The sequence below is a fragment of the Microbacterium radiodurans genome, assembly GCF_008710705.1.
Taxonomy (GTDB): domain Bacteria; phylum Actinomycetota; class Actinomycetes; order Actinomycetales; family Microbacteriaceae; genus Microbacterium; species Microbacterium radiodurans.
In genome coordinates this window covers 876252-897061 of sequence record NZ_VYRZ01000001.1, presented here as the reverse complement: position 1 = coordinate 897061, position 20810 = coordinate 876252, and the positions used below count along the sequence as shown (strand labels likewise).

Sequence of the window (20810 nt, the reverse complement as noted above, 5' to 3'; positions counted from 1 at the left end):
GAGACCCGCGCGGGGCTTGCGCCGGAGCCGTCGCTGGTGCAGGGCCGCGGTGACGTTCACCGTCGGTGGTATCGCTCCCACTAGGCTGTGTCGCGGTTTCCGGAAACGCATGTGACTACCCCGACCCCCACCCGAACCCCCGCGCGACGCGACATCCAGGGCCTGCGCGCCCTCGCCGTCCTCGCGGTGATCGGCGCGCACGCCGTCGGGTGGCCGCGCGGCGGCTTCGTCGGCGTCGACGTGTTCTTCGTCATCTCGGGCTTCCTCATCACGGGCGGCCTGCTGCGCGACCTGGCGGCGCACGGCCGCATCCGTCTCGGTGCGTTCGCGATGCGACGGGTCCGCCGCATCCTGCCCGCGGCGCTGACCGTGATCGCCGCGACGGCGGGCGTCGCCGCGCTCGTCTTCGGGTCCGCCCGGACGGCCCAGACCCTGCAGGACGCCGCGTGGTCGACCGTCTTCGCCGCGAACTGGCGCTTCGCCGACCTCGGCACCGACTACTTCCACGCCGGCGACGCGGTCTCACCGCTGCAGCACTTCTGGTCGCTGGCGGTCGAGGAGCAGTTCTACATCGTCTGGCCGGTGGCTCTGCTCCTGCTCGTCGGGCTGCTGCCGAGGGCCGCACGACGGGGGCGCGCCGGCAGGGTGCTCGTGGGAGCCGCCGCGGCGGTCGTGGTCGCGGCATCCTTCGTCTGGGCGCTCGCGCAGACGGCGGACAGCCCGACGGTCGCGTACTTCTCGACCGTCACCCGCGCGTGGGAGCTGGGCGTCGGCGCGCTGCTGGCCGCGGCGCTGCCGCTGCTGCGGCGCATCCCGCCGGTGATCGGCGGCGCATCGGCCTGGCTGGGAGTCGCCGGCATCGTCGCGGCGTTCGCGGTGATCGATCCCGAGGCGTCGGCGTTCCCCGCCCCGTGGGCGGCGCTCCCGGTCGCCGCGACGGCGCTCGTCATCGCCGGCGGCGCCGCGGGAGATCCGCGTCACCGGCACCTGTTCCCGCTGACGAACCCCGTGGCGGTGTTCGTCGGCGACATCTCGTTCTCGCTGTACCTGTGGCACTTCCCGGTGATCGTCTTCGCGGCCGCGCTGCTGCCGGGCGGCGCGGTCGCGACCGGTCTCGTGCTCGGGGTGACGGCTGTGCTCGCGATCGCGTCCTACGCCGCGATCGAGCAGCCGCTGCGGCACGTCCCGGGGCGGGGACGGGCGACAGCGGTCGAGGCTGATGCCCCCACCACCGCGCCCAGCGCCGACCCCAGCGCCGACGCACCCAGCGCCGACCCCAGCGCCGACGCACCCAGCGCCGACCCCAGCGCCGACGCGGGCGCGACGACGCCCGCCGACACACCCGCTCCCGCCCTGTCCACGCGCCCGGCGGGCTGGTCGCCGGGAACGCGGTACTACCCCGGACGGGTCCCCGCGCAGGCGATGGTCGACCCCGCGACCGCCGCGGTCGAGTCGGCACCGGTCGGGGCGACGCCCGCCGAGGCGGCGCACGACGCATCCGGCGACCCCCGCGCATTTGGAGCCGACGCCGCGAGCTCGCCCTGGGCGGCCTGGCGCGCGCGCTTCGGACCGCGGGCCCTCGGCTCGGCGTTCGGCGTCGCCGTCGCGGCGCTCGTCGTCGTACTGGTCGTCCAGACGGCCTACGGCGGATCGGTGCTCGGACCGCTCCTGCCGGACGCCCCCGTCGCCGACGCGGCGGACCCGGCCGGTGGCGCGGACTCGCCGACGGTGGACGCCGCGGCGGCCGTCCAGGACGAGCTGGCCGCGGCCGTCGGCGCGAGCTCGTGGCCGGAGCTCCATCCCTCGCTCGACGAGGTGATGGCCCGCTCCTCGACCTCGAACCCCGCGCGGGACTGCTTCGCCCCCGACGTCAGCCCCGATGCCGGTCGCTGCAGCGTCGGCCGCGGCGACGCTCCGACCCGCATCTACCTCGTCGGCGACTCGACGGCGATGGCGTACGCCCCGGCGTTCCGGAAGATGGCCGACGACAGCGGCGGCGGCATCCGCGTGACGACGGTCGGACTCTACGGATGCCGCTTCACCGACCTCGCCGTGCAGAACGACGGCGCCGGGGTCATGGACGCGTGCCCGCAGCGCAAGGCCGACGTCCGGGCCATGATCGCCGCGGACGCACCGACCCTCGTCGTCGTCTCGAACGCCTACACGCTCGGGCACACGCCGGGCGGCTCGAACCTCTCCCCCGACGCACTGCTGGCATCGCAGCAGGCCGAAGCGGCGACCTATGGGATGCCGGGTCGCATCGTCCATCTCGCTCCGCCGCCCGAGGGTGCCGACCTCGGCCGGTGCTACACCCCGACACGCTCGCCCTACGACTGCGCGGCGGGCGTCTCGACGACGTGGCTGCAGATGGAGGACGCGGCGGAGCGGGTGGCCGCGGCATCCGGCGACACCGCCATCAGCTCGCTGCCCTTCAGCTGCTGGGAGAACGTCTGCCCCGCGTTCGCCGGCGACATCCCGACCAGATACGACCGGACGCACCTGACGGTCGCGTTCGCGGAGCACCTCGCCCCGGTGATCCGTCAGCAGCTGGCCGACCGCGGCCTGCTCTGAACCGCGGCTCGGATCTGCGGCCCCGGCCCGCCCACCGGCCCGGGTCCCCTCGCCGCGCCCGTGCACGTTCTCAGGAGACGCGCCGGAGAATCCGCCGGCAACTGATCGGAGCCGCCCTCATCTCCTGAGTACGAGCACGATCGCGAGCCCGTTCCCCGCTCGTCGCTCACCTCGGCCGCAACGACTCGCCCTCACCGCGTCGCGCGTTGCGACCGCACCGCCCCGCGCCGCGCCGCGCCGCGCCGCGCTCACTTTCTCAGGAACCGTGCGCTCGTCGGCTCGTTCAGTCCCGCCCACACGCGTCTTCTCCTGAGAACGAGCCCGGGCACGCGCTGCGGCCCCAGCCCGCCCTCCGGCCCGGGACGAGAAATCTCGCGCTCAGGGGTGTGTAAGAGTCGCGCCCGTGCCGGACATGGTCCAGCGTGGAGAATGTGTCACCGCTGTCCGCCCGCGCGCGGTTCGAGGAGACGGTGCGGCTCGTGGCCGACCCCGTCCGCCGCTATCTGCGGCGGCGCACCGACGCCGCGACCGCGGACGATGTGCTCGCCGAGACCCTGACCGTGCTCTGGCGGCGCAGCGACCGGACGCCGGCGGTAGCCGAGGTCGTCCCCTGGGCGATCGGCGTCGCGCGGCTGCAGCTCGCGAACGCGCAGCGCGCGGCGCGACGGCGTGACCGGCTGGCAGCGAAGATCGCCGTGCTCGATCCGCCGGCCGCGGTGGTGGCGGAGCCCGGCGGCCCCGTCGACGACGAGGTGCGGGCGACGCTGGCCGACCTGCGCCCCGCGGATGCCGAGGTGCTGCGGCTGTGGGCGTGGGACGAGCTCGCCCCGCGAGAGATCGCGTCAGTGCTCGGCGTCACTGTCAACGCCGCGACGGTGCGGCTGCACCGCGCACGTCGGCGATTCGAGGATGCCTGGCGTAAGACGCAACCGTCCTCCGGACAGGTCATTACGAGAGAAGGGAACGAACCGTGAACGATGCAGACCAGGACCACACGCGCCGACTGCTCCGAGCGGGCGACCCGGCTTCATCGCTGCCGCCGCTGCGGAGCGATCAGATCGTTCGACTCGTGGAGGACACCATGAACACGCAGAACACCCCGACCCGCACGCGCGCCAACCGTCGAGGGCTGCTCGTCGGCGGACTCGGCGCCGGCGTCGCCGCCGTCGCCGCAGCCGCCTTCGCGGTGCCCGCCCTCGTCGGCACGTCGATGGCCGCGACCGAGCTGACCCAGCCCGTCGCGGGTGGGCCGGCGGCGATGTGCGCCGAGGTCACCCCCGACGCGGTCGCGGGCTTCGGCACCGCCTTCCGCGCCGACGTCACCGGCATCGATGACGGCACGGTGACGCTGTCGGTGACCGACCGCTTCGAGGGCGAGGTCGGCGACACCGTCACGGTCACCCAGGGCACCGGCGGCGGCATCGACGGCGAGCCGATCGTGTTCGTCGACGGCGAGAGCTACCTGATCAGCGCGAACAGCGACGGGATGATCGTCACGTGCGGCGTCAGCGGGGTCGCCGATGCCGGCCTGACCGCGGTGTACGACGCGGCGTTCGGCTGAGCGTCGGCTGAGTGCGGCACCGGCCGCGCCGCACTCGGCGACGGACACGTGGCGGAGGGTGTGGGATTCGAACCCACGGGGCATTGCTGCCCACCAGTTTTCAAGACTGGATCCTTCGGCCGCTCGGACAACCCTCCCAGCGGCGAACCGCTGAACCCCGATCCTACCCGGCTCGCAGCGCGGAAAACGTGACCTCGCGCCGGGCTCAGAGCGCGCGCAGCACGGCGGCGACGCCGCCCTCCTGCACCGACACCGTCGTCTCCGACGCCTCGGCCAGCACCTCGGCCGGTCCCTGCGCCATCGCGATCGCCCGGCCGCCGTGCTCGCGGGCCCAGCGGAACATCCCGACGTCGTTGCGTCCGTCGCCCATCACGAGCACGTCGGTCGGCGGGATGCCGAGCCACCCCCGCACGCGCTCGAGCGCGGTCGACTTGTCGACCCCCTGCGGCGCGATGTCGAGCCACGCCGACCAGCCCACGGCGTAGGAGACCTTGTTGAGCCCGATGCGATCCACGAGCTCGACGAAGTCCGAGTCGGTCTCGTCGGGCGAGACCACGACGACGCGGCAGACCTCCTGGTCCGACAGGCGCTCGAAGGCGACCTTGTCGGCGTCGTGGAGGTTCCAGTCGTGCAGCTCCTCGGTGTAGAGCCGGCGCCCGTCGGGCAGCTCCACCATGTAGCGCGCGTGCGGCAGGTGCTCGCGGAGGAGCCCCAGCACCTCGCTCGGGTCGAACGTCTCGATGTAGAAGCGCTCGTACGCCAGAGCGTCGGCGAACGCCTCGTCGGTGCGCTTGAGGATGACGGCGCCGTTCGAGCAGACGACGTAGTCCGGTGTCAGCGCGAGCGCCCCGAGGATGCCGTGGGTCCCCTCCCACGACCGGCCCGTCGCGAGCATGACCTCGTGGCCGGCGGCGTGCGCGTCGGCGACGGCCTCGACGACGCCGGGGCTCAGCGTCTCGTCCTCGAGCAGCACGGTGCCGTCGATGTCGAGCACGATGAGCAGCCGTGCCGCGCCGGCGGCCACCGGCATCCGGTCGGCGACGTCCTCGACGATCTCCGCCGCCTCGGCCGGCGGGGCGACCTCGACGCTGCCGGCGTCGGGCAGAGCGTCGGGAAGGACATCCGGCGCGGCTTCGGGAAGCGCACCGCCGTCGGCACCGGCCGTCACGCGAGCGGCTCCGCGATCTCGAGGCCGCCCAGGTACGGGCGAAGCACCTCGGGGATCACGACCGACCCGTCGGCACGCTGGTGGGTCTCGAGCAGAGCGACGATCCAGCGCGTGGTGGCGAGGGTGCCGTTGAGCGTCGCGACCGGCGCGGTCTTGCCGCCGTCCGGCCGGTAGCGGATGTCGAGTCGGCGCGCCTGGTAGGTGGTGCAGTTCGAGGTCGAGGTGAGCTCGCGGTAGGCGCCCTGCGTGGGGACCCACGCCTCGACGTCGTACTTGCGCGCGGCGCTCGAGCCGAGATCGCCCGCGGCGACGTCGATGACCCGGTACGACAGCCCCAGGTCCTGCAGCATCCGCTCCTGCATCTCGACGAGACGCAGGTGCTCGGCCTCGGCGTCCTCGGGCGTCGTGTGCACGAACATCTCGAGCTTGTTGAACTGGTGCACCCGGATGATGCCGCGGGTGTCCTTACCGTACGACCCCGCTTCGCGGCGATAGCAGGTCGACCAGCCGGCGTAGCGCTTGGCGCCGCGACCGAGGTCGAGGATCTCGTCCATGTGGAACCCGGCGAGGGGCACCTCGCTCGTGCCGACGAGGTAGAGGTCGTCGTCGTCGAGATGGTAGATCTCGTCGGCGTGCTGGCCGAGGAATCCGGTACCGCGCATGACCTCGGGCCGCACGAGAGTCGGCGGGATCAGCGGGGTGAACCCGGCGGCGAGCGCCCGGTCGAGCGCGAGCGTCATGAGGGCGAGCTCGAGGCGTGCGCCGATGCCGGTGAGGAAGTAGAACCGGCTGCCCGAGACCTTCGTGCCGCGCTCCATGTCGATCGCGCCGAGCTTCTCGCCGAGGGCGAGGTGGTCGAGCGGTTCGAAGTCGAACGCGGCCGGCTCGCCGTGCGTGCGCAGCGTCACGAAGTCGGCTTCGCCGCCGGCCGGAACGTCGTCGATGACGATGTTCTCGATGCGCGACAGGGCCGCATCGGCCGCGGCCTCGGCCTCGGCGACGGCGTGCTGAGCGGCCTTCACCCGCTCGCTGAGCTCCTTCGCCTCGGCCACCAGCGCGGCCTTCTCGTCCTTCGGCGCCTTCGCGACGGTCTTGCCGTGGGCGTTCTGCGCCGCGCGGAGCTCTTCGAACGCCGTGATGGCCGCGCGCCTCGCCTGATCGGCGGCCAGGGCGTCGTCGACGGTGTCGGGCGACTCGCCGCGCTTGATCTGCGAGCGGCGGACGACGTCGGGCTGGTCGCGGAGAAGGGCGAGGTCGATCACCCGACAAGTCTATGGTCGCCTGCGCAAGGGGGCGGATGCCGCCGACCACCCGGCCCTAGGGTGTAGCCATGGCGACCGAGTCCGACCAGATCCCCGCGCGCGACACGACCGATTCCGGCGACGCCGGAGCACCGGCGCCCTCGCCCGATCCCGAGCGGGCCGCCGCCCCCGACGACGTCATCCGCGAGCCCGACGACGTCGCACCCGACACCGCCGACGGCGAGACCGGCGAGGCGCGCCGCGTCGGCCCCGAGGGCGAGACCGAGCCGATGGCCGGTGGCGCCGAGAAGCCCAACCCGAAGGCCGCGCTCGTCTACAACCCCATCAAGGTCGACGGCGACGCGCTGCGCGAGCAGGTCGTGCGGATCGCCGAGGAGTCCGGGTGGGAGGAGCCGCTGTTCTACGAGACGACCGTCGACGACCTCGGCGACGACGTCACCCGTCAGGCCCTCGAGGCCGGCGCGAACGCAGTGCTCGTCGCCGGCGGCGACGGCACGGTGCGGGCGGTCTCGGGCGAGATGAGCGGCAGCGGCATCCCGCTCGCGATCGTCCCGAGCGGCACGGGCAATCTGCTCGCCCGCAACCTCGGACTGCCGCTGGCCGACCCCGAGGCGATGATCCGCGCGGCCTTCTCGGGCGACCGGACCCCCATCGACGTCGGCTGGGCGCGCCTCACGCGCGACGGCGGCGAGGTCGAGGAGCACGCGTTCGTCGTCATGGGCGGGATGGGGCTCGACGCCGCCATGATCGCGAACACGAATCCACAGCTGAAGAAGTCCGTCGGCTGGGTCGCCTACGTCGACGGCGCGACCCGATCGCTCGTGAACGCCAAGCCCTTCCGCGTCGTCTACCAGCTCGACGGGCACCGGATGCACGCTGCGCGCGTTCAGAGCGTGCTGTTCGCCAACTGCGGGTCGCTCCAGGCGGGGCTCGAACTCATCCCCGAGGCGTCGGTCACCGACGGACAGCTCGACGTCGTGATCATGCAGCCCAAGGGTTTCTGGGGGTGGCTGCTCGTGTGGCGGCGCGTCGCGTGGGACAACAGCTTCCTCCGCAAGTTCCGCGCCGGTCGGCGGGTGCTCTCGCTGCGCACGAAGGACAGCGCCGTCGTCTACTCCCGCGGCCGCGGCGTCGCCCTCGCTCCGCAGGAGCCGCACCCGGTGCAGCTCGACGGCGATGAGTTCGGCGAAGCACGGCACGTGCAGACGCGGGTGGATGCCGGCGGCCTGGTCGTCGCCGTCCCGCCGGGGCACGAGCTGCCGCACGCCTGAACCCGGGACGCCCCGCGTGCAGAACTCCGTCGATCCGGCCGGACAGGGTGCCGGTCGCGGGTGAATCCCGCGGGCTCGCCGGACGCGGTGGATGTTGTGACTGGGTTCTGCACGGCTCAGGAGCTCGCCCCTGTCAACTGCTCGTAGCAGAGCCACGGGCACGGGCAGGATGACGGGATGACCTCGCCCTCGATCGTCTGGTTCCGCGACGACCTGCGACTCGCCGACCACCCGGCGCTCCGGGCCGCCCTCGACCGCGGCGAGCCCGTGATCGGGCTGTACGTGCTCGACGAGGAGTCCGACGGCATCCGACCCCTGGGCGGCGCCGCGCGATGGTGGATCCATCACTCGCTCGCCGCGCTCGCCGACGACCTGCGCGAGCACGGCTCGACACTCGTCCTGCGGCGCGGACGGGCGGGCGATGTCGTGCGGTCGGTGATCGAGGATGCCGGGGCGGGAGCCATCTTCTGGAACCGCCGGTACGGCGGTGCCGAGCGGACGATCGACGCCGACCTCAAGGACGGGCTCCGCGAAGGCGGCGTCGAGGTGCGCTCGTTCGCCGCGAACGTCCTGTTCGAGCCGTGGACGGTGACCACCGGCAGCGGCACCCCCTTCTCGGTCTTCACCCCCTTCTGGAACGCCGCCCGCCACCTGCCCGCGCCGCGCGAACCGCTGCCGAAGCCCCGCGAGATCCCCGGCGTCCGCTCCGCCCCCGCCGGTGACGCGCTCGAGGATTGGGAGCTGCTGCCGACGGCACCCGACTGGGCCGGCGGACTGCGCGAGCGCTGGGTGCCGGGCGAGCACGCCGCGCGGGCGCGCCTGCGCACGTTCCTCGACGACGACCTCGGCACCTACGACGCCGCACGCGACGAGCCGAGCGCCGGAGCGACCTCGCTGCTCTCGCCGCGACTGCGCTGGGGCGAACTGAGCCCGCACACGGTCTGGCACGCCGGGGTCGAGACCGGCGGCGGCACCGGGGCGGGCGCGACCTCGGCCTCGCGTTTCCTCTCGGAGCTCGGCTGGCGGGAGTTCGCCTGGCACACGCTCTACCACTTCCCCGACCTCGCGACGAAGAACTGGCGGAAGGGGTTCGACGCCTTTCCGTGGCCGCAGCTCGACCCGGACCATCTGGTCGCGTGGGAGAAGGGCGAGACCGGCATCCCCCTCGTCGACGCCGGGATGCGCGAGCTCTGGCACACCGGCTACATGCACAACCGGGTGCGGATGGTGACGGCATCCTTCCTGACGAAGAACCTGCTGATCGACTGGCGCCTGGGCGAGCAGTGGTTCTGGGACACCCTCGTCGACGCCGACGGTGCCAGCAACGCCTTCAACTGGCAGTGGGTCGCCGGGTCGGGCGCCGATGCTGCCCCCTACTTCCGCATCTTCAACCCCGAGCGTCAGGCCGAGAGGTTCGACCCGAAGGGGCTGTACATCGGCCAGTGGGCGCCCGACAGCGCCGAACGCGAACCCATCGTCGACCTGCGCGCGACCCGCGCCGCCGCGCTCGAGGCCTACGAGGCGGTCAAGCGGGCGCGCTGACCGGCGAGGGCGGGCATCGCCCGGCGCGTCGGGAATGCCGACGGATGCCGCGGGGTTTCGGGAAGGGCTATGACTGATGCAGCCCGCCCCGCCCTGTCCGTGCTCGATCTCGTCCCGGTGCGCACCGGGCAGACCAGCGCGCAGGCGATCGCGGCCTCGCTGACGGTCGCCCAGCGCGCCGACGAGCTCGGCTACCGCCGGTACTGGTTCGCCGAGCACCACAACATGCCGGCCGTCGCCTCGACGACCCCGCCGGTGCTCATCGCCGCCGCGGCGTCGCGCACCTCCCGCATCCGCGTCGGATCGGGCGGGGTCATGCTGCCGAACCACTCGCCCCTCGTCGTGGCCGAGCAGTTCGCGGCCCTCGAGGCCATCGCCCCGGGCCGCGTCGACCTCGGCATCGGGCGCGCGCCGGGGAGCGATCCGGTCATCACGCAGCTGCTGCGCCAGTCGGGCACGACGAGCGATGTCGACCGCTTCCCCGACAACATCCGCGACATCCTGGCCCTCGTCTCGGGTGACGGCGCGACCGTCCGCTTCACCTCGGGCGGCACGTACGACGTGCACGCGACCCCGGCCGCCACCTCGATCCCGGACGTCTGGCTGCTCGGATCGAGCGACTACTCGGCGCAGCTCGCCGCCGCTCTCGGCCTCCCCTACGTCTTCGCGAACCACTTCTCGGGTGACGGCCTCGACCGTGCGGTGGGGCTCTACCGCGACCAGTTCCGGCCGTCCGAGACGCTCGACGCGCCGCGCACCTTCCTCACCGCGAACGCCGTGGTCGCCGACAGCGACGCCGAGGCGGAGGCGCTCATGCTGCCGCAGGCCCGGATGATGGCGCGCCTGCGCGGCGGTCGCCCGCTCGTCGCCCTCGAGACGGTCGAGGAGGCGGCGGCCGCCGAAGCCGACGACAAGCTCGCCGCACCCGTGCTCGATGCGCTCCGTTCACGGTGGTTCGTCGGCACCGGTCCCGCCGCGCAGGCGGCGCTCACCGCGTTCGCCGCGGCGCACGGCGTCGACGAGGTCATGATCTCGCCGGTGGCGGCCGCCTACGACGGCGAGCAGCCGGATGCCGCGCCCTCCCGCATCCGCACGCTCGAGCTTCTCGCCGCCTAGCCCTGCGTCCGCGAGTCGACTCGCCATCAAACGCGGGTCCGGGCGCCCCGACACCCGCGATTCGTGGCGAGTCGACCGGGGTGAGGAGGTTACGCGCCCGGCTCGCCGGAGATGAGGCCGCGGAGCCAGTCGCGCGCCTCGACGAAGACGTCGTCGGAGTAGCGCTGCGGATAGCGGTTGATCGCCCGATCGGCGCGCGGATACGAGCCGAGGAAGGTCACGCGCGGGCTGAAGCGACGCAGCCCCATGAGCGCGTCCGCCATCCGCTCGTCGGCGACGTGGCCGTCGGCGTCGATGACGAATCGGTACCGACCGAGCGCGTCGCCGATCGGCCGCGACTCGATGAGCGAGAGGTTGATGCCGCGGGTCGAGAACTGCTCGAGCAGCTCCAGCAGCGCTCCGGGGTGATCGTCGGGCAGCTCCGCGATGAGGGAGGTCTTGTCGGCTCCCGTCGGCGGCACCGGGGCGACGGTCCGGCTCACGAGCACGAACCGCGTCACGGCGTTCTTGTTGTCGCCGATGTCGGACGCGAGCAGTTCGAGGTCATGGTGCTCCAGGATGCCGGGAGGCGCGATCGCCGCGTCGGCGTCGCTCTCGCCGTCCACCAGCCCCACCGCCGCGGCCACGTTGCTCGCCGCGGGCAGGTGTGCGTGCTCGGGCAGTTCCCGCAGCAGCCACTGCAGACACTGCGCGTAGGCGACGGGGTGCGCCGCCACGAGCGAGACGTCGGCGAGCGTCGCTCCCGGGCGTCCGACGAGCACGAAGTTCACCGGCACGAGGTACTCGCCCACGATGCGCAGGCCCGGCATCGTGGCGAGCGCGTCCTGGGCCGTCGAGACACCGCCGTCGACGGAGTTCTCGATCGCGATCATCGCCGCGTCCGAGCGGCCCTCGACGACATCGGTCAGCGCCTCGCCGACGTTGCGGACCGGTCGCCAGATCTGATCGCGGGCCTCGGGCACCTGGGCGAGGGCCGCCTCGGTGAACGTCCCCGACGGGCCGAGATAGCTGTAGGTACGGCGGGCGGGCGGATTCTCGTGCTCGGGCGTCACGCAGAAAGCCTAGACCGCGTCGCGCGCCGTGCACCGCGCATGACTGTCGTGACGAGCACGCCGGTCACGAGCAGCACGCCCCCGACCACCTCGGCGAGCGCCGGCACCTGGCCGAGGAGCACGGCGGCCGCGCTCATGGCCACGACGGGGGCGAGGAGCACCCACGGCACGACGGCCGCCGAGGGGTTCCGCGCGAGCAGGGCGTTGAAGATCGCGTACCCGACCAGGGTGCACAGCCCCGCGGTGTAGATCGTCGACAGCAGGGCGCGCCCACCGAACGCGGCGAGTCCGGCCGCGATCGCGGGGCCGCCGTCGACGACGAACGACAGCAGCAGGGCGGGCACCGGTACGACGAGCGCCGACCACACGGTGAGCGAGAGCGCCCCGAGCGGCCCCGGCCCCGCCACCACCCCCGCGCGGCGCGAGATGACGTTTCCGACGGCCCACGACAGGGCGGCGCCGAGCGCGAGGACGACGGCGAGCGCCGGTGCGTCTCCCCCGCGGCCGGCCGCGACCGTCGCCAGCCCGACGACGCCGAGCCCGACTCCGAGCAGCTGCCCGGTCGTCGGACGCTCCCGCAGCACGCCGGCGGCGATGACGACGGTGAAGACCGCCTGCGCCTGCATCAGCAGCGCCGCGAGACCCGGCTGCAGCCCGAGGGCGAGCGCGAGGTAGAGCAGCGCGAACTGCCCGAGACTCATGAAGACCCCGACTCCCGCCACCGCGCGCCACGATGCCATCGGCCGCGGCACGACGACGACGAACGCCGCGACGACGGCGAAGCGGATCGCGACGAACAGCAGGGGCGGGATGCCGGTCATCCCCCAGTCGATGACGAGGAAGTTGAAGCCCCACAGCGCCGCCACGACGGCGGCGAGGAGCATGTCGCGACGGTTCACCCGTTCAGTCCAGCCGCAACGACCGTGAACGACAAGCGACGCTTTCTGCTCGCGAATCGGTAGCATCGCTTCATGATCGATCTCGATGCCGTGCAGTCGCTCCGCACCGTCGCACGCGAGGGCAGTGTGGCGGCCGCGGCATCCGCCCTCGGCTTCACGCCGTCCGCGGTGTCGCAGCAGATCAAGCGCCTCGAGCGCGAGACCGGCGTCAGCCTGCTCGAACGCGTCGGACGCGGCGTGGCGCTGACCGCCGCCGGCACCCACCTCGTCGTCGGCTCGAGTCCGATCCTCGCCGAGCTCGAGCGCCTGCGCGCGGATCTGCACGCCGCGACTCCGGACGACGGAACGGTGTCGGGCGAGGTGCGCGTCGCCGCCTTCTCGACGGTCGTCCGCGGCCTGCTGGCACCGCTGCTCGTCGAGCTCGCCGAGCAGCATCCGGCCCTCCGCCTGCTGGTGCGCGAGAGCGAGCCCTGGGAGACCGTCGCGCTCGTCGCATCGGGACAGCGCGACCTCGGCATCGTGCATCAATGGGGCGGGGTCGCCCTGTCGATCCCCGACCACCTGGTCGTGACGCCGCTGTTCACCGACGTCGCCGACGTGATCCTGCACCGCGACCACCCGCTGGCCGACCGCGCGGCCCTCCGCCCCGGCGACCTGGCCGCGGAGCAGTGGGTCGCGACGTTCGAGACGACGATCTGCCGGCAGTGGCTGCGACGATTCTTCGACGGGATCGGCGGTGCGCCGCTCATCCGGTACGAGTCGATGGAGTTCGAGAACCACCTCGAGCTGGCCCGGACCGGCGCCGTCGTCGCGCTCGTGCCGCGTCTCGGCCGCGGCGACCTCGGACCGGATCTCGTCGCCGTTCCCACGATCGACCCCGCCTCGACCCGCGACATCTCCGCGGTGCACCGGCGCTCGCAGGCCGACGCGCCCGCGCTCCGGGCGGCCCTCGCCGCCCTCGTCTCGCACAGCGAGCCGCGCCGGGACGGCCACGATCGGCGGAGCGCGCCGTGAGTGCCGTGTCAATCCGCCGCGGGCCGGCCCCGGAGCGGGCAGACTGTTCCCATGAGCCGCGCAGGACAGCCCGCCGAAGCATCCGATCTCATCGACATCGATGAGCTGATCGCCGCGTACTACGACCGGAAGCCGGATGCCGCGGTCCCCGCGCAGCGCGTCGCCTTCGGCACGAGCGGCCACCGCGGATCGTCGTTGTCGACGAGCTTCAACGAGGACCACATCCTCGCCACCACGCAGGCGATCGTCGACTACCGGCGCGGCCAGGGCATCGAGGGACCGCTCTTCCTGGGGCGCGACACCCACGGTCTCTCCCTCCCGGCCGAGCGCAGCGCGATCGAGGTGCTGGTCGCGAACGGCGTCGACGTCCGCGTGGACTCCCGCGACGCGTGGGTGCCGACGCCCGCCCTCAGCCACGCGATCCTGACCTACAACCGCGGCCGTTCGCAGGGCGACGCGGGCCGCGCCGACGGCGTCGTCGTCACCCCGTCGCACAACCCGCCGCGCGACGGCGGCTTCAAGTACAACCCGCCGCACGGCGGACCGGCCGACACCGACGCCACCTCGTGGATCGCCGACCGCGCGAACGAGCTCATCGCCGCGGGCCTCGCGGGCGTGCACCGCACCCGCCACGCCGATATCGACCTCGACGCGCTCGGCCAGTACGACTTCCGCGACGCGTACGTCCGCGACCTCGGCTCGATCATCGACGTCGCGGCGATCAAGGAGTCCGGCATCCGCATCGGCGCCGACCCGCTGGGCGGCGCCTCGGTGGAGTACTGGGCCCTCATCGCCGAGGTGTACGGTCTCGACCTCACCGTCGTGAACCCCGAGGTCGATCCCACCTGGAAGTTCATGACGCTCGACTGGGACGAGAAGATCCGCATGGATCCGTCGTCGCCGTCGGCCATGGCCGCGCTCGTCGCCCGCCGCGCGGAGTACGACATCCTCACCGGCAACGACGCCGACGCCGACCGCCACGGCATCGTGACGCCCGACGCGGGACTGATGAACCCGAACCACTACCTCGCCGTCGCGATCGACTACCTCTTCGCGAACCGTCCGGGCTGGCCGGCGCACGCCGCCGTCGGCAAGACGCTCGTGTCGTCGATGATCATCGACCGCGTCGCGGCCTCGCTCGGGCGCGACCTGCTCGAGGTGCCGGTCGGCTTCAAGTGGTTCGTCCCGGGGCTCCTCGACGGCTCGGTCGCCTTCGGCGGCGAGGAGTCGGCGGGGGCATCCTTCCTCCGCACGGACGGATCCGTCTGGACGACCGACAAGGACGGCATCCTGCTCTGCCTGCTCGCCGCGGAGATCCTCGCCGTCACCGGCAAGACCCCCTCGCAGCGCTACGCCGAGCTCGAGGCGGAGTTCGGGTCGTCGGCCTATCAGCGGGTGGATGCCGCGGCCACCCCCGAGCAGAAGGCCGCCCTCGGCAAGCTGTCGGGCGATGCCGTCTCGGCCACCGAGCTCGCCGGCGAGCCGATCACGGCGAAGCTGTCGCACGCGCCCGGCAACGGCGCCGCGATCGGCGGGCTCAAGGTGCAGACCGAGCACGCCTGGTTCGCCGCGCGCCCCTCGGGCACCGAGGACGTGTACAAGCTCTACGCCGAGAGCCTGCGCGGCCCCGAGCACCTCGCCGAGGTGCAGGCCGAGGCGCGCGCCGTGGTCTCCGCCGCGCTCGGCGGCTGAGTCGCAGCATCCGCTCGGCGCTTCGCGCCGAACCCACCTCTCCTCCCCCAGCCCACCCGGCATGCGCGGTGTGCAAGGGGTGGGCTCGGCGCTTTCGGGTTGGCTCAGCCGCCACCGCACACGAGTGAGACCCGGCGCCGGCCGGACCTCACCTGCACCTGCACCTGGCCTGGACCTGCACCTGGACCTGCACTCCGCGCCCGAGCCGGGCCTCGCACCGGTCACCCAACCCGCAACACGGCGCGCGGCGCCGAACCCACCCCTTGGCCCCCAGCTCACCTGTTATCCGCGGTACGCGAGGGGTGGGCTCGGGCGCAAGGGGTGGGCTCGGGGCCGAGGGGGGTAGGGGCTCGGGCGGGCGCGAGAGCGGGGTCAGCGCTCGAGCAGGGCGGCGAGCCTCGGCAGCTGGGTTTCGTTCTCGAGCGCCGAGCCGACGGCGACCACGCGCACGCCGGCATCGAGGAAGGCGCCCGCGTTCGCGGCATCCATCCCGCCCGTCGCGACGAAGCGCACGCCCGGGAACGGACCGCGGATGTGCCGGAACCAGTCGGCGCCGAGCCACTGGGCCGGGAAGGCCTTCACCCACGTGAGCCCCAGGCCGACGGCACGCTGAACCTCGCTCGGCGTCGCGACACCGGGCAGGATCGGGATGCCGCGCTCCTCCGCCGCGCGGACGACCTCGGCGTCCAGGCCCGGCGAGACGACGTAGGCGGCCCCCGCCTCGGCGGCGAGCGCCACCTGCCGGGCGGTCAGGATGGTGCCGGCGCCGACGGCCTTGCCCCGCTCGGCGCCGAGCCGCACGACCTCGCGGAGCGCGCGCTCGTCCTCGTCGGTCTGCAGCGGCACCTCGACCGAGTCGATGCCGAGATCCCACGCGGTGGCGGCCAGCCGCACCGATCGCTCGACGCCCATGCCTCGGAGGATCGCCATGAGCGGCGCACCCGCGAAGATCTCGTCGAGCGCGGCGGTCGTGTCGGGTCGGGCCGTGGTCATGCGGGAGTCCTCTCGGAGGATGCGGGGTGGATCGCCGCGGAGGCGATCGGGTCGGGGAAGTCGCCGGTCGTGGCCATCGTGAGCGCAGCCCGCGCGTGGCCGCACCGCAGCCGCTCGGCTCCATCCGCCCCCGCCAGAAGCGCCGCGAGGTATCCCCCGGCGAAGGCGTCGCCCGCGCCGACCGGCTCTACGACCTCGACCACCAGCGCCGGTTCGAACACCGTCTCGTCGCCGTCGAAGAGGGTCGCGCCGACCGCGCCGTCCTTCACGACGAGCTGCGCTGCGGCCGGGAGCAGCTCGCGCACCGCCTCGGCGGTCGCCGCGCCCCACAGCACCTCGGCCTCGTCGCGCCCGACGAACACGATGTCGGCCCGGCGCGCGAGGTCGAGCAGCGGTGCCGCCGCCGCGGCGACGGACCACAGCGGCGCCCGGTGGTTCACATCGAAGCCCACGGCGACGCCGGCCGCGCGGGCCCGCTCGATCAGGCGGTCGAGGAACGCCGGCGCCGTGTCGCCGAGCGCCGCGGTGATGCCCGACACGTGCAGCACGGCCACGCCGTCCCACGACACCGCATCGGCATCGCCGGGCGCGAGGTGCGCGGCCGCCGAGCCGGCGCGGTAGTAGGCGACCCCGGCGCCCGGATCCTTCACGTAGAGACCGGTCGGATGCCGCGCATCCACCGCGACGCGCGAGACGTCGACGCCGCGCGCCGCGACCCGCCGGGCGACGCGGCGCCCGAGGGCGTCGTCGCCGACGCGCGAGAACCACGCGGCACGGACGCCGAGGGCGGCGACGTGCGCCGCGACGTTCGACTCGGCGCCGCCCGCGTCCATCCGGAAGACCTCGGCGTGCTCGACCGGCTCGGCCGCGACCGGCGCCACCATCGCCATGGTCTCGCCGACCGCGAGCAGACCGCCCGGCCGGAGGGCTGGGCCGGTCACTTCAGCGAGGTGACGGGTGCGGCATCCATGTCGTCGAACGTCTGGTTCTCGCCCGCCATCGCCCAGATGAACGAGTAGGCCGCGGTGCCGACGCCCGAGTGCAGCGACCAGCTCGGCGAGATGATCGCCTGACGGTCGGCGACGACGAGGTGGCGGGTCTCTTCGCGCTCGCCGAGCAGGTGGATGACCCGGGCGTCCTCGGGCAGATCGAAGTACAGGTAGCACTCGGTCCGGCGGTCGTGCGTGTGCGCCGGCATCGTGTTCCACATCGAGCCCTCGTGGAGGCTCGTGACACCCATGACGATCTGGCAGCTCTTCACGCCGTTCTCGTGGATGTACTGGTTGAGCGTGCGACGGTTGCTCGTGGCCTGGTCGCCGAGCTCGCGCACCGTGCCCTCGCCGGGCGACACGAGCGCCGCCGGGTAGGCGGTGTGCGCCGGGGCCGAGAAGAGGTAGAACTGGGCACCGGACTCGTCGCCCTCGCCCGCGTCGGCGAACACGACGTCGCGGACGCCGCGGCCGAGGTACAGGCAGGCACCCGTCACGAGGGTGCACGTCTCACCGTCGGCGGTGACCGTGCCGGCGCCGCCGACGTTGATGATCCCGACCTCGCGGTGCTCGAGGAAGTAGTCGCTGCGGATCTCGGGGTAGCCCGGGAGCACGAGGTCGCGACCGGCGGGGACCGCGCCGCCCAGCACGATGCGGTCGTGGTGGGTGTAGACGACGGTGATCTCGCCGGGGACGAAGATCTCGGGGACGAGGTACTGCGCGCGGAGGTCGGCGGTGGTCATGCCGGGGATCTGCGCGGGGTTCGTCGCGTAACGCTGCTGCATGGGAGGTCCCTTCTGGGGGTGGTTCGGGCGGAGGAGGACGGGGTCAACGGACGAGCCAGCCGCCGTCGACGGGGACGATCGCCCCGGTGACGTAGGCAGCGGCGTCCGAGGCCAGGAAGACGAAGGCGCCCTGTACATCGGTCGCCTCGCCCCAGCGGCCGGCGGGGATGCGGGCGAGGATCGAGGCCTCGCGCGCCGCGTCGGCGCGGATCGGTGCGGTGTTGTCGGTGGCCATGTACCCGGGCGCGATCGCATTGACCGTCACGCCCGAGGCGGCCCACTCGTTGGCGAGCGCCTTGGTGAGACCGGCGACGGCGTGCTTCGACGCCGCATACCCGGGAACGAGGATGCCGCCCTGGAACGACAGCATCGAGGCGACGTTGATGATGCGCCCCGAGCCCTGCTCGATCATCCGGCGCCCGGCCGCCTGCGAGAGGTGGAAGACGGCGTCGAGGTTGACGGCGAGCACCTCGTCCCAGTCGGCGACCGGGTGCTCGGCGGCGGGGGCGCGGCGGATCGTGCCGGCGTTGTTGACGAGGACGTCGATGCGCCCGAGCTCGGCCACCGTCTCGGCGACCGCGGCGGCGAGCTGCTCGGGCGTCGCGGTGCCGAGATCCAGACGGATGCGGTGCGCCCGCCGGCCGAGCGCGGTGATCCGCTCCGCCGTCTCGGTCGCGTCGCCGCGGTCGAGCAGGGCGACGTCGGCGCCCGCCTCGGCGAGGCCGAGCGCGATCGCCTGGCCGAGGCCGCGGGTCGAGCCGGTGACGAGGGCGACGCGGCCGTCGAGGCGGAAGGAGTCGAGGATCATGCGGGGCCTCCGATGAAGGTCGTGGTCAGTTCGCCGAGCCGTTCGATGCGCACCGTGACGGCGTCGCCCGGCCGGAGCGGACGGTGCGCCTCCTGCGCCTCGGGCAGCTTCTGCGGGGTGCCCGTCGAGATGACGTCGCCGGGTTCGAGGGTCATGACCGAGCTGAGGTACGACACCACGGACGCGACCGGGAAGATCGTCGTGGCGGTGGACTGCGACACGGTGACGACGCCGTCGCGGACGACCTCGACGAGCATGTCCTGCGGATCGCCGGCCTCGTCGGGTGTGACGAGCCAGGGGCCGAGCGGCGCGAAGCCGTCGAAGCATTTGCCCATCGCCCACTGGCTCTGCCGGCGCTGCCACGAGCGGTCCGAGACGTCGTTGAGGATCGTGTACCCGGCGACGTGCGCCGGCGCGTCGGCCTCCGAGACGTCCTTCGCGCGGCGGCCGATCACGACGGCGATCTCGCCCTCGTAGTCCACGTCGTCGGCGACGGCCGGCACCACGACGGGGTCGGCCGGCCCGCCGAGGGTGTTCGGCGTCTTGACGAAGACGTCGGGGAAGGCCGGATCGTCGGCGGTGGGGTCGACGCCGTCCGGCACGTGCCCCCGGTAGTTGTAGCCCAGGCACAGGATCTTGCCGGGCCGCACGGGCGGCGCGAGCGCGAGGCCCGCGAGGCGGGGCGCGGATGCCGGGGCGCGCCGCGCGGCGTCGTGCACGGCATCCGCGCCCTCCGCCAGAAGTTGGGTCAGCGGCGCCGGCCCGAGGTCGACCACCCGGTCGGATCCGTCGACCGCGACGACGACTCCCGAACGCACGCCGGCGTCGGAGCGGTAGCGGACGAGCCTCACCAGTACGGCTTCCAGCCGGGACGGGCGGCCCTCATGAGCGCCTCGAGGTAGAAGTAGTCGCCCCAGAGGGTGCCCTCGTCGACGCCGACCGACTTCGGGAGGTCGTAGACGCTGTGGAGGATGACGGCGTCGGCGGCCTCGGGCGTCTCGGGCGTGTAGTTCGCGATGAGCGAGGCGAGGATCTCGTGCGCCGCGGCGCGGTAGCGCTCGGCGGCCCCGTGGTCCTCGGCATCCGTCTCGTCGGCACGCGCCTCCTCGAGGGCGAGGGCGAGTTCGAACAGTCCGCAGACGGCGATCGCCGCCGACGAGCTGTCGCGCGGGATGTCGGCCCCGTCGGTGTAGACCATGTCCCAGTACGGCACCTTGTCGGTGGGCAGATGCGCGAGGAAGCGCTCGGCGCACCGGCGCGAGGCGGCGAGGAGCTCCGCATCGCCGGTGGCCCGGTGGTTCAGCGCGAAGCCGTAGATGCCCCAGGCCTGGCCGCGTGCCCAGCACGAGTCGTCGAACGCGCCCTGCTCGGTCGCCCCGCGCAGCGGCGCGCCCGTCTCGGCGTCCCAGTAGAAGGTGTGGAAGGTCGTGTCGTCGGCGCGCAGGATGTGCGTGCGGACCTGCGTCGTGTGCCGGCGGACGGCGTCGGCGAAGCGCGGCTCGCCGGTCTGCTCCCCCGCCCACGTGAGCAGCGGCATGTTCATGAGGCTGTCGACGATGGTGCGTCCGCGCTGTGCGGGATCGGACAGATCGCCCCACGCCTGGATGATCCCGGCCGGCTCGAGGAACCGGCGCATGAGGTGGTCGGCGGCGTCGAGGGCCGCCGCACGAGCGTCCTCGTCGCCGAGGAGGCGGTGCGGCGCGACGGAGGCGAGCGTGTAGAGGAAGCCGAGGTCGTGGGTGTCGAGGTCGTCCTCGTCGCGCACGCGCCGGGCGAAGTCCGCGGCGTGCGCGAGTCCGGCGTCGCGGAAGAACGCATCCCCGGTGTGCTCGAAGGCGATCCACATCATGCCGGGCCAGAAGCTGGTGGTCCAGCCGCGGTTGGCGCCCTCGGGGAACCGTCCGCTGGCGGGTCGCAGCGGGTACCGGTCGCCGTCGGTCGTGTCGTCGGGATAGCGCGAGCCGAACGTCTCGATGTTGCGACGCAGGATGCTGAGTGCCGCATCCATCGCGGCGCCCACCGGCGCGTCGATCTCGGGATCGGCGACGAGGGACGTCTCGGTGTCGGGGAGGGATGTCATTCGGGGG

18 protein-coding genes and 1 tRNA gene are annotated in these 20810 nt (G+C 73.2%); 8 read left to right on the top strand and 11 right to left on the bottom strand.

What is annotated here, in order from left to right; genetic code table 11:
- Positions 1 to 111: 111 nt before the first annotated feature.
- From F6B42_RS04150 to F6B42_RS04140, 3 genes are all read left to right on the top strand, one after another.
- On the top strand, positions 112 to 2571 hold the full coding sequence (locus F6B42_RS04150) for an acyltransferase family protein (protein WP_150418299.1): 2460 nt from the start codon (positions 112 to 114) through the stop codon (positions 2569 to 2571).
- 431 nt (positions 2572 to 3002) lie between these two features.
- Positions 3003 to 3545: an RNA polymerase sigma factor gene (locus F6B42_RS04145; protein ID WP_150418298.1), complete on the top strand. Its 543-nt coding sequence runs from the start codon at positions 3003 to 3005 to the stop codon at positions 3543 to 3545.
- Positions 3542 to 4132 carry a hypothetical protein gene (locus F6B42_RS04140; RefSeq protein WP_150418297.1) on the top strand — a complete coding sequence of 197 codons (591 nt, stop codon included), beginning with the start codon at positions 3542 to 3544 and terminating at the stop codon, positions 4130 to 4132. The genes F6B42_RS04145 and F6B42_RS04140 overlap by 4 nt, the downstream gene beginning before the upstream one ends.
- A 49-nt stretch (positions 4133 to 4181) precedes the next feature.
- Here the strand turns inward: F6B42_RS04140 and F6B42_RS04135 are convergent.
- The 3 genes from F6B42_RS04135 to serS form a co-directional block, all read right to left on the bottom strand.
- Positions 4182 to 4269, bottom strand: a tRNA-Ser gene (locus tag F6B42_RS04135).
- Between the two features lie 68 nt (positions 4270 to 4337).
- Entirely contained in the window at positions 4338 to 5162 is an 825-nt protein-coding gene (locus F6B42_RS04130) for an HAD-IIB family hydrolase (RefSeq protein WP_150418664.1), read from the bottom strand.
- A gap of 134 nt (positions 5163 to 5296) precedes the next feature.
- A complete protein-coding gene (gene serS / locus F6B42_RS04125; RefSeq protein WP_150418296.1) occupies positions 5297 to 6562 on the bottom strand; it encodes a serine--tRNA ligase in 1266 nt (421 codons plus the stop codon).
- A gap of 68 nt (positions 6563 to 6630) precedes the next feature.
- Between serS and F6B42_RS04120 the strand changes: the two genes are divergently transcribed.
- The 3 genes from F6B42_RS04120 (at position 6631) to F6B42_RS04110 (ending at position 10491) form a co-directional block, all read left to right on the top strand.
- Entirely contained in the window at positions 6631 to 7833 is a 1203-nt protein-coding gene (locus tag F6B42_RS04120) for a diacylglycerol/lipid kinase family protein (protein WP_150418295.1), read from the top strand.
- Between the two features lie 177 nt (positions 7834 to 8010).
- Positions 8011 to 9375, top strand: a complete 1365-nt coding sequence (locus tag F6B42_RS04115) for a cryptochrome/photolyase family protein (RefSeq protein ID WP_150418294.1) — start codon at positions 8011 to 8013, stop codon at positions 9373 to 9375.
- Between the two features lie 69 nt (positions 9376 to 9444).
- The gene (locus tag F6B42_RS04110) at positions 9445 to 10491 is read left to right on the top strand and encodes an LLM class flavin-dependent oxidoreductase (RefSeq protein ID WP_150418293.1); all 1047 of its coding nucleotides are present in this window, start codon (positions 9445 to 9447) and stop codon (positions 10489 to 10491) included.
- 89 nt (positions 10492 to 10580) lie between these two features.
- Here the strand turns inward: F6B42_RS04110 and pheA are convergent, their stop codons facing one another.
- Together pheA and F6B42_RS04100 are read right to left on the bottom strand one after the other, a co-directional pair.
- Positions 10581 to 11543, bottom strand: coding sequence for a prephenate dehydratase (gene pheA, locus F6B42_RS04105; RefSeq protein ID WP_150418292.1), 963 nt, complete (start codon positions 11541 to 11543; stop codon positions 10581 to 10583).
- Entirely contained in the window at positions 11540 to 12442 is a 903-nt protein-coding gene (locus tag F6B42_RS04100) for an EamA family transporter (protein WP_150418291.1), read from the bottom strand. The genes pheA and F6B42_RS04100 overlap by 4 nt, the downstream gene beginning before the upstream one ends.
- A 72-nt stretch (positions 12443 to 12514) precedes the next feature.
- Here F6B42_RS04100 and F6B42_RS04095 point away from each other — a divergent pair, with 72 nt between their 5' ends.
- On the top strand, positions 12515 to 13456 hold the full coding sequence (locus F6B42_RS04095; protein WP_150418290.1) for a LysR family transcriptional regulator: 942 nt from the start codon (positions 12515 to 12517) through the stop codon (positions 13454 to 13456).
- A gap of 51 nt (positions 13457 to 13507) precedes the next feature.
- Positions 13508 to 15148 (top strand): phosphoglucomutase (alpha-D-glucose-1,6-bisphosphate-dependent), encoded by a 1641-nt coding sequence (gene pgm, locus F6B42_RS04090; protein WP_150418289.1) that lies wholly within the window; start codon positions 13508 to 13510, stop codon positions 15146 to 15148.
- A 372-nt stretch (positions 15149 to 15520) separates the two neighbouring features.
- Here the strand turns inward: pgm and F6B42_RS04085 are convergent, their stop codons facing one another.
- Genes F6B42_RS04085 through F6B42_RS04060 form a run of 6 tightly spaced genes read right to left on the bottom strand, consistent with a single transcriptional unit; the run spans position 15521 to position 20803 of the window.
- The gene (locus tag F6B42_RS04085) at positions 15521 to 16141 is read right to left on the bottom strand and encodes a bifunctional 4-hydroxy-2-oxoglutarate aldolase/2-dehydro-3-deoxy-phosphogluconate aldolase (protein ID WP_150418288.1); all 621 of its coding nucleotides are present in this window, start codon (positions 16139 to 16141) and stop codon (positions 15521 to 15523) included.
- Positions 16138 to 17082 carry a sugar kinase gene (locus F6B42_RS04080; protein WP_223878324.1) on the bottom strand — a complete coding sequence of 315 codons (945 nt, stop codon included), beginning with the start codon at positions 17080 to 17082 and terminating at the stop codon, positions 16138 to 16140. Before F6B42_RS04080 ends, F6B42_RS04085 begins: the two co-directional genes overlap by 4 nt.
- Positions 17079 to 17915 carry a 5-dehydro-4-deoxy-D-glucuronate isomerase gene (kduI, locus tag F6B42_RS04075; protein WP_150418287.1) on the bottom strand — a complete coding sequence of 279 codons (837 nt, stop codon included), beginning with the start codon at positions 17913 to 17915 and terminating at the stop codon, positions 17079 to 17081. Before kduI ends, F6B42_RS04080 begins: the two co-directional genes overlap by 4 nt.
- Positions 17916 to 17958: 43 nt before the next feature.
- Positions 17959 to 18723, bottom strand: a complete 765-nt coding sequence (gene kduD / locus F6B42_RS04070) for a 2-dehydro-3-deoxy-D-gluconate 5-dehydrogenase KduD (protein ID WP_150418286.1) — start codon at positions 18721 to 18723, stop codon at positions 17959 to 17961.
- Positions 18720 to 19574, bottom strand: a complete 855-nt coding sequence (locus tag F6B42_RS04065) for a fumarylacetoacetate hydrolase family protein (protein ID WP_150418285.1) — start codon at positions 19572 to 19574, stop codon at positions 18720 to 18722. The genes kduD and F6B42_RS04065 overlap by 4 nt, the downstream gene beginning before the upstream one ends.
- Complete coding sequence (locus F6B42_RS04060) at positions 19571 to 20803, bottom strand: glycoside hydrolase family 88 protein (protein WP_150418284.1); 1233 nt, start codon at positions 20801 to 20803, stop codon at positions 19571 to 19573. The genes F6B42_RS04065 and F6B42_RS04060 overlap by 4 nt, the downstream gene beginning before the upstream one ends.
- Positions 20804 to 20810 lie beyond the last annotated feature (7 nt).